This window comes from Nocardia cerradoensis NBRC 101014 (assembly GCF_000308535.1).
In the GTDB taxonomy this organism is placed as follows: Bacteria; Actinomycetota; Actinomycetes; order Mycobacteriales; family Mycobacteriaceae; genus Nocardia; species Nocardia cerradoensis.
Genome location: NZ_BAFW01000336.1, coordinates 1 through 7795, shown reverse-complemented (window position 1 = coordinate 7795; position 7795 = coordinate 1). Strand labels below are relative to the sequence as shown.

Genomic DNA, 7795 nt, shown 5'->3' with positions numbered 1-7795 from the left:
GGGAAACGATGAGCCTGCGGCAATTCGAATACGCCCTCGCCGTCGCCGAGGAGGGCTCGGTAACAGCCGCGGCGGAACGACTGCACGTCGCGCAGCCGTCGATGTCGCAGCAGATCCGCACTCTGGAGCGCGAGCTCGGCGTGACGCTGTTCGACCGCACACCGACCGGGCTGGTGCCCACGGTGGTCGGCCGCGCATTCCTGCGGGATGCGGAGCTCGCGGTGACCGCGGCGCGACGTGCGCGAGCAACGGCGCGCGCCGGCGCCGATGATCTGGTCGGCGAACTCGTGGTGGCGGCGCAGATGGGGCTGGGCACGCGACAGCTGCCGAACGCGCTGGGTGTCCTGCGCCGCCGGTTCCCGCGCGTGGCGGTGACCGTGTTCGAGGAGCCGAATCCCGCCGAACTGGAACGGATGGCGCGCCGGGGTGTGCTCGACCTCGCGCTGATGGCCGGGCCGTGCGGCGAGGGTCGCTACATCGGCCACCACCTCGGCGACGAGGGGTTTCTCGTGGTTCTCGCGGAGGGCCACCCGCTCCTCGCGGCGGATCGGATCGAGTTGCGCGACCTCGAGCGGGAACCGTGGGTGCGGTTCGATCAGGACGGCGCGCTCGACAGCCTGTTACGAAACGTGTTGCGAGACAACGCTATTGCTCCGGTTACTGTTGCCCGCGTGTCCCAGACGGCGACGGCCGTGCGCTGGGCCGCTCAGGGGCTCGGGGTCACGCTGGTGCCGGCCTCGGCGGTGCCGCACGACCATTGCCATCTCGCACGCCCGGTGTCGCCGGGTGTCTATCAGCCCGTCGTCGCCGCGGTCCGGCCCGGCGCGGGCCCCGCGGAGACGGCTCTGCTGGAACTGTTGCGCCGGGAGAACTGGTGCCGGACCGCTCATTCCGCGCCACTGGCCTGACCGGGGCCGCGCCGGGTACCGCTCGGCAGCGGCCCTGCCGGTCACCGTTTCGGGAATTCGCCGCCGTCGACGACGAGACCGCTGCCGGTCAGCCAGCCCGCCCGATCGGATACCAGGAACGCCACCGCCTCGGCGATGTCTTCCGGCCGGCCGTCGCGCCCCAGCGGAACGGTCGCGGTGGCGCCGTCTCCCGCGGTGCCCAGCTGCGCCCATTGCTCGCGCGTCGTCTCGCCGCCCGGAGTCGCGGTCCTGCCGGGAGATACGGTGTTGACCCGGATTCCGAACGGGGCCAGCTCCGCGGCCAGCCCGCGACTGTAGTTCTCCAGTGCGGCCTTGGCGGCCGTGTAGTGCAGGAAGGGGGCGAAGGCGACGGGCGCCGCTGCCGACGAGATGTGCACGATGGCGCCCGCACCGCGTTCCCGCATTCCCGGCGTCAGCAGCGCGTCCAGCCGCACCGCCGCAAGCAGATTCAGATCCAGCGCGTCCTGCCACTGTTCGTCGGGAATGGCGGAGCTCCCCGCGAACGGCCGTGCGCCACCGGCGTTGTGCACGACGATGTCGACCGCGCCGAGCGTCTCCGATGCTGCCCGGGCGAGCGCCTCGGCACCCGCCCGGGTGCGCACGTCGGCGGGGACGAAGCGGGCACCGTCGGGTGCGGTGCCCGTGGCCGACCTGGCGGTGGTGAGCACCTCGGCCCCCGCGGCCAGCAGGCGACGCACGACGGCCGCGCCGATGCCGCGAGTGCCACCCGTGACCAGGGCCCGCCTGCCCGCGAGGTCCGGCGTGCCGGAATCGTTCTCGATCGTGGTCATACCACCGATCCTCTCGAATTCGTGATGAAGTTCCCGACCACGAAATACGCTGTGCGACAGACAATGACGCTATTCGCGAGGCGTATCTGGTCGGGGTTGTTCCACGGTAGGTCCGGTGACCGGCGAGAGGCAAAGACGGAATCCGAGCAGGCGGCATAGGCACCTCCTATACCGCCTCGGCAGCCGGAAGGCGGTGGTATGCCGGGAGGTGCGGCCCGACTACCGTCCCCGCCGCACCTGATCGAACGGCACGTCCCGGTCGGCGGCGTATTCGCGGGGCATGCCCAGCACCCGTTCGCTGATGATGTTGCGGGCCATTTCGGTACTGCCGCCGGCGAGGCTCCAGGCCTGGCGGTAGAGGTACTCCTGGCCGGCTCGGCCGAGGCCGGGTTCGCCGCCGGGATCGCCGGTCGCGGCGGCGGCGCCGGCGATGCGCACGGCGGCATCGGCCTGCAGCCACGAGTTGCGGGCGCTGAACAGTCGCACGATCGAACCGGCCGCGGGCGCCAGCTCGCCGGCGGCGATGCGGGCGCCGACATGGGCGATGAGCTGGTCGTGGACCAGATTCATCGCGTGCGCCTCGCCGATGTCCTCCCGTACGCGAGGGTCGGCCAATTGCCTGGTGCGGCGGGCGATGTCGAGCAGACTGTGCACATCGCGGCCGCTGTGCTGGCCGACGCCGCTGGCATAGGGTGAGCCGCCACCGACGGCGCTGCGTTCGTGGTGCAGCAGCCGGGTCGCCACCGCCCAGCCGCCGTCGACCTCGCCGACGACGGCATCGGCCGGGATCCGTACATCGTCGAAGAACTCCTGACAGAATTCGGTGGATCCGTCGACCTGGGTGATCCGGCGAATGGTCAGTCCGGGGGAGTTCACCGGCACAAGGAACATGGTCAGCCCGGCGTGTTTGGGCACCTGCCAGTCGGTGCGCGCCAGGCACAGCGCGTAATCGGCGGCGTAGGCGCCCGAACTCCAGATCTTGGAACCGTTGAGCACCCACTCGTCGCCGTCGCGATCGGCTCGGGTGGTGAGCCCGGCCAGATCGGATCCGCCGCGCGGTTCGGACAGAAACTGCACCAGCAACTCCTCACCGCGCAGCGCCGCGGCGATGTGGGTGCGCTTCTGTTCCTCGCTGCCCATGTCGAGAAGTGTTGCGGCGCAGATGGTCAGAGTGGGGATGTTGAGCGCCAGCGGCATCTCGTACGGTCGCGACTCCTCGGTGAAGGCCCGCTGGTGGGCCGGGCTCAACCCCAGTCCGCCGTAGTCGACGGGAAAGCAGATGCCGGCGAAGCCGCCGTCGTGGAGGATGCGTTGCAGTTCGCGGGCGCGGGCCCACACCTGCGGTGACTTCTGTTCGCCCGAGCGGACCGGCGGCGCGGGCGGCAACGTGTCGCGCAACCAGCGCCGGGCGCGGTCCCGGAAGCTGTCGACCGATTCGGTTGCGGCGGTCACGGTTTCGGTGGTGCTCATGCGGGGATCGTCTCCAGCAGATCGGTGAGCCGGCGCCGGTGTTCGGCCGGGGTGCCGTAGAGGGCCCGGCCGAGCGTGACCCGGCGCAGATACAGGTGCAGATCGTGTTCCCAGGTGACGCCGAGCCCGCCGTGGATCTGCACGCATTCCTGCACGATCTCACCGGCCGTGGCGCCGACGAAGGATTTCGCGACGCTGACGGCCTCGGCGGTGTTCGCGGTGTCGTCGCCGAAGCTCGCGGCCGCGGCCCAGGAGGTGGCCCGGCACGCCTCGAGTGTGGTGGCGATATCGGCGGCTCGATGTTTGAGCGCCTGATAGGAGGCGAGCGGACGGCCGAAGGTGTAGCGGTCGAACATCCACTGCACCGTGGCTTCGAAGGCTCGCTGCGCGGCTCCGGCCATTTCCGCGGCGCTCAGCGCGGCGGCCACGAGCAGCTGCTCCTCGGCGGCGGCCACCGCGGCTTCGGGAGCGCGATGCACGACGGCGTTGCCGGCGACGTGGACGTCGTCGAAAACGACTGTAGCCGTGCGGCGTACGACGTCCAGCGTCCAGACCGGGGTGACCGTGACACCGGGTGCGTCCGTGGCCACGAGCAGTTGCACCGGGCCCTCGGGCCCTTGGGCGTCGACGACCAGCAGATCGGCTCGGGCGCCGTACTCGACGCGATCCTTCACCCCGGACAGCCGGAATCCGGCACCGTCCGGCGTGGCCGCGGTCCCGAACGGAGCAGAGCGCAGGCCCGCTCCGGGTTCGTAGTAGGCCCAGGTCGCAATCGCGGCGCCGGCCACGACTTCTGCGATCACAGTCTCGAAATCGCCTGTGCTGCGCAGCAATCCGGTCAGAGCGGTATTCACCGCCAGCAGCGGCCCCGGCGCGCAGGCGCGCCCGAATTCCTCGGCGATCAGCGCCAGGTCGGCCATCGGAGTGCCCGACACCGCCCCGCCGCCGAGCCGTTCGGGGACCAGCGGTGCGGTCCAGCCCAGTTCGGCGCCGCGCCGCCACCAGTCCCGGTCGAAGCCGTCGGGGGAGTCGGCGAGGCGGCGCACCGTGTCCACGGGCACGGTGGCGGCGAGGAAGTCGCGGGTGGTGGTCCGGAACAGTCGTTGGTCGGCGGTCGGAGCGGCAGTCACGAATGGGTCCTTACGCAGAGGCCTCCCGCGAACCCGGTGAGGTGTGCGGATATCGAGTTCGCGGGAGGCGGGGCACCCATCGGCGGCGTCGAGAGGCCGGCGCGCCGCCGATGGGAGTGGTGGCCGGTCGACACCCAGGGGTGGCGACCGGAGTTTCTACAGCGGTTCCCAGAAGGTGATCTGGGTGGCCCTCGGATCGATCGCGGGGCTGAGTGTGGATCGGCCCTCGGCCGAGTTGGCGCGCAACTGCTTGAAGACCGCCTCGGCGTCGCCGTCGATCTCGTAGACCGCCAGATATCGGTGGGCGGCGCCTTGTCCCTCGAGCTGCGGGGCCCGATAGCGCGAACACGACCGGATGCCCTCGATCTGCAGCAGTTCGGGAATGTGCACCTCGGTGTACCAGGTGTTGTATTCGTCGTCCATCCCCTCGCGCGGGGTGGAGAAGACCATCATCTGCATGGTGTGGACCTAACGATAAGTGATGGGGGACAACCGGTTTCGAGCGATCAGGCGCGCTGCGCGTACAGTTCGGCCCATTCCTTGCGCGGCCGGACGGTGAGATCGACATCGGCGGCCTGGGCCCGCAGCGCGCCGACGGTCGCCTGGTCGCGCGGGATGTGCGCGAACGGGTCCCAGTTCAGGAAGCGGCAGGCGTTCTGCCAGGTGATCTTGTCGATATCGGCGTCGTCGGCGCCCGCGGCCTCGAGTTCGGCCAGAACGAATTCCGGGGCGTCGGGCCACAACGAATCCGAATGCGGGTAGTCGCATTCCCACGCGATGATGTCGATGCCGATCTCGTGCCGCAGCTTCAACGAGGTCTTGTCGGTGACGTAGCAGGCCATGACGTGCTCGCGGAACACGTCCGAGGGCATCTTGCCGCCGAAGTCGCGGCGCAGCCACTTCTGGTTGGTGTAGTGGCGGTCCGAGCGGTCGAGGAAATACGGGATCCAGCCGATGCCACCTTCGGACAGCGCCACCTTCAGGCCCGGATAGCTGCGCAACGCGGGACCCCACAGCAGATCCTGGACCGCGATCTGGGACACGCTGGGCGCCAGCACCATCAGATTGTCGATCGGCGCGTCCGGGGCCATGCGCAGGGCGCCGAAACCGGGGCCGATGTGCAGGTTCATCACCAGGCCGGTGTCGGCGAGCGCCGCGAACACCGGGCCCCAGTACTCGATGTCGTGATAGGAGGGGTGGCCCTCCACGTGCGGGATCTCCGACATGGTGACCCCGTGGAATCCCTTGGCCGCCACCCGCTGGATCTCCGCCACCGCCAGTTGCGGATCCCACAGCGGCAGAATGGCATTCGGGATGAACCGGCCCGGGTATGTGGCGCACCACTCGTCGATGTGCCAGTTGTTGTAGGCCTGGATCATCGCGACGGTGATCTCGTCCTTGAACTGGCTCAGATGGCCCGCGCTGAAGCCGGCGAAGGTCGGGAAGCACATCGAGGCGAACACCCCGTTGGCGTTCATATCCCGCACCCGGTCGTGAATGTCGTAGACGCCCGGCCGCATCTCGGCATAGCGGGTGGGATTCTTGTCCCACTCCTCCTTGGGCCAGCCGACGACCGCGTTGAGTCCGGTGACGCCGACCGGCCGGCCGCGATAGGTCCACTGATCGATGCCCTGGTCGTTGGTGAGCAGTTGCGGCACGTATTCGGCGTACTTCTTCGGCGTATGTCGGTCGAACATGTCGGCCGGCTCGACCACATGGTCGTCGATGCTGACCAGGATCATGTCATCGGTATTCATGAGGTTCCTCGTGCTGGTGCGGACGGCGGCGGCCCGCTGCGGCGGGCAACATAGGAGATGCACGATCTCTGTTATGGAGAATCATACTCTCCTGACTGACTGCGACGATACACCCGATTCGGCACCGGTACGGCAAACTTCGGCGACGGGCCTGAACTGTCGATCGGCGGCGCAACAACCTTCTCTCATGCGACTACCGACTTCGGAGAATGACGTTTCCGTCGATGGGAGGCGCTGTGGGCGGTGGTAGCGCCCGCTCCTCGCGCTAGGACGCGCGGTAGACGACCTGCCCGGCGACGATCGTGGCGGCCACGGGCGGCGAGTCGAGCGCATCGGCGAGTTCGGCGGGCGGGACCTGCAACAGGGTCAGGTCGGCATGGTGGCCCGGGGCGAGAGTCCGGGGAATGTGGGGCCGGGCGGCGGTGCCGAAGAACAGCGACAGCGCGGTGGCCGGCGACAGCACCTCGGCGGCTGAGCGGCCGCGGCCGCGATCGGTGGCGGCGCGCACCACCGCCCACGGATCCGGATCGCCGAACGGCGCGTCGGTGCCGGCCGCCACCCCGACGCCCGCCGCGAGGAGCGAACCGAGCCGCCACAGATCGGGCCGGTCCTCGGCGGGGACCTCGCGCGCGTACTGGGCAGCGCGCTCGATCAGGAAATGCGGCTGGGTGATCACCGGAATGTCGTTGCGGCGCAACCAGGTCAGCACCTCGGCGGGAACGACGGCACCGTGTTCGATCCGGTCGCCGGGCACCACACCGGCCAGGTCGAAGGCGGCCATGGTCAGAATCAGCTGCACCCGCGTGACACAGTGCACCGCGGCGGCCCGGCCCGCACCGTGCAGCCGGCGCAGCCGCACGACGAAATCGTCGAGATCGGGCAGTGCGGTGTCGTCGAGCAGAATTTTGGTGGGGCCCAGACGGAATCGCTCGACGTGCGGATCCTCGATATCGGGCTCGGCCATGCAGTAGACGCGTTGCACGATGCGCCCGTCCAGGACCGCGGCGGCCAGGGTGCCGACCTCGGGACGAGTGAGATCCGGTGTGGCATCGGTGAATCCGGTGATTCCCCGCGTCGCCGCCGCCGCCGAGACCGGCGCGGGGTCGGGCGCCAGGCAGCCGAGCCGGTCGCCGAGCCAGGTGTCCATCCGCCACAACCGGCCCGTGGCCCGGCCCTGCGGATCCCGTTCCACTCCCGGCAGCGGACAGTTGTCGACATCGAGCAGGGCGCAGGCGCTGGAATCGAGGATCCACAGCGCGCCGGAACGATGCTGCACCCGCACCGGCCGGCCCACCTCCATGCGGTCCAGCGCCCACCGATCGATGGCTCCGGCGACGTCGTCGTGGTAGTCGACGGCCCGGAGCCAGGCGTGTCCCGGCGTTCGGTGCGCGGCGTCGCGCAGACGGTCCGCCAGTGCGCGGGCGCCGCGAATCCGGTCCGGCCCCACCGGAATCGACTCCGAGCGCGCGGCCAGTGAACGCAGATGGATGTGATGGTCGTGCAGGCCCGGCACCAGCCACCGACCGTGTGCGTCGATATCCTCCTCGCCTGCCTGAGGCCGCAGGCCGCGCCCGCATTCGGTGATGATGCCGCGTTCGCAGCGGACGTCGGTATGGGCACTGCCGAAGACGACGGCATCGCGGATCAGCATGCGACACCACCCGGAAATCCGGACGCGGCGCGCGCCTGCGCGGAGCGCGGCGACAGGACGGCCTGGG

General features: G+C 69.9%; 7 protein-coding genes. 1 reads left to right on the top strand and 6 read right to left on the bottom strand.

Annotated features, from left to right (window positions below; all coding sequences use genetic code 11):
* Positions 1-908 (top strand): LysR family transcriptional regulator (locus ON23_RS28970; RefSeq protein WP_306307150.1); only part of this gene is annotated, 908 nt, incomplete at its 5' end.
* 41 nt (positions 909-949) lie between these two features.
* Here ON23_RS28970 and ON23_RS28965 read toward each other — a convergent pair.
* The 6 genes from ON23_RS28965 to ON23_RS28940 all read right to left on the bottom strand — a co-directional run bounded on the left by ON23_RS28965 (position 950) and on the right by ON23_RS28940 (position 7728).
* Positions 950-1720: an oxidoreductase gene (locus ON23_RS28965; protein ID WP_039782187.1), complete on the bottom strand. Its 771-nt coding sequence runs from the start codon at positions 1718-1720 to the stop codon at positions 950-952.
* 219 nt (positions 1721-1939) lie between these two features.
* Positions 1940-3190 (bottom strand): acyl-CoA dehydrogenase family protein, encoded by a 1251-nt coding sequence (locus ON23_RS28960; RefSeq protein WP_039782186.1) that lies wholly within the window; start codon positions 3188-3190, stop codon positions 1940-1942.
* A complete protein-coding gene (locus tag ON23_RS28955; protein WP_039782185.1) occupies positions 3187-4320 on the bottom strand; it encodes an acyl-CoA dehydrogenase family protein in 1134 nt (377 codons plus the stop codon). The genes ON23_RS28960 and ON23_RS28955 overlap by 4 nt, the downstream gene beginning before the upstream one ends.
* A gap of 156 nt (positions 4321-4476) precedes the next feature.
* A complete protein-coding gene (locus ON23_RS28950) occupies positions 4477-4779 on the bottom strand; it encodes a DUF4286 family protein (protein WP_039782184.1) in 303 nt (100 codons plus the stop codon).
* Between the two features lie 47 nt (positions 4780-4826).
* Positions 4827-6077 (bottom strand): amidohydrolase family protein, encoded by a 1251-nt coding sequence (locus ON23_RS28945; RefSeq protein ID WP_039782183.1) that lies wholly within the window; start codon positions 6075-6077, stop codon positions 4827-4829.
* Between the two features lie 265 nt (positions 6078-6342).
* A complete protein-coding gene (locus ON23_RS28940) occupies positions 6343-7728 on the bottom strand; it encodes an amidohydrolase family protein (protein ID WP_039782181.1) in 1386 nt (461 codons plus the stop codon).
* Between the last annotated feature and the right edge of the window lie 67 nt (positions 7729-7795).